Source organism: Stenotrophomonas sp. TWI809 (assembly GCF_039673205.1).
Taxonomy (GTDB): domain Bacteria; phylum Pseudomonadota; class Gammaproteobacteria; order Xanthomonadales; family Xanthomonadaceae; genus Stenotrophomonas.
In genome coordinates this window covers 1-854 of the sequence record NZ_JBDJLE010000055.1, presented here as the reverse complement: position 1 = coordinate 854, position 854 = coordinate 1, and the positions used below count along the sequence as shown (strand labels likewise).

General features: G+C 68.7%; 1 protein-coding gene. It reads right to left on the bottom strand.

The window, feature by feature from the left end; all coding sequences use genetic code 11:
- On the bottom strand, positions 1-854 hold an 854-nt coding region (locus ABE472_RS18830; RefSeq protein WP_346466785.1), incomplete at both ends, for a transaldolase.

Genomic DNA, 854 nt, shown 5'->3' with positions numbered 1-854 from the left:
TCCAGATCCTTGGCGAACGCATCGATGCCGCTGGCCAGCTTCTCCGTCGCCATCGGGTCGGCCGCCAGATCCGCCGCAAAGCGCGCCGCATCGATCGGCGTCACCTGCACCGACTCGGCCGCACCGGCCACCAGCTTGCGCGGCAGCTCGCCATGATCGGCGTCCAGCGCCTCCAGCAGGTCCGGCGAAATCGTCAGGCGATCGCAGCCGGCCAGCGCCTCGATCTGCGCCGTCGAACGGAACGACGCACCCATCACCACCGTCGGCGAACCACGGCGCTTGAACTCGGCATACACGCCACGCACGAACACCACGCCCGGGTCTTCATCGATGCTGGCCGGCGCCTGGCCGTTGGCCACGTACCAATCCAGGATGCGGCCCACGAACGGCGAAATCAGGAACGCCCCGGCCTCGCTGCAGGCCAGCGCCTGGGTGGGATTGAAGATCAGCGTCAGATTGCAGTCGATCCCTTCGGCCTGCAGCTGACGTGCCGCTTCCACGCCTTCCCAGGTTGCCGCGATCTTGATCAGCACCTTGCTGCGCGGCACGCCGGCCGCGTCGTACATGGCGATGAACTGGCGCGCCTTGGCCACCGTGGCCGCGGTGTCGTGCGCCTGGTCGGCATCGACCTCGGTGGAAACCCGGCCCGGCACCAGGGTGCTGAGCAGGGTGCCCACGCCCACGGTCAGGCGATCGGCCACCGCGTGGACAACCGCCTCGCGCTCGCCCGCCTGCTCGCGGCCCCAGGCCAGCGCGCTCTCGATGAGATCGGCGTATACCGGCAGGTCCAGCGCTTTCTTCACCAGGGTGGGGTTGGTCGTGCAGTCGACCGGCTTCAAGCGCTTGATCGCCTC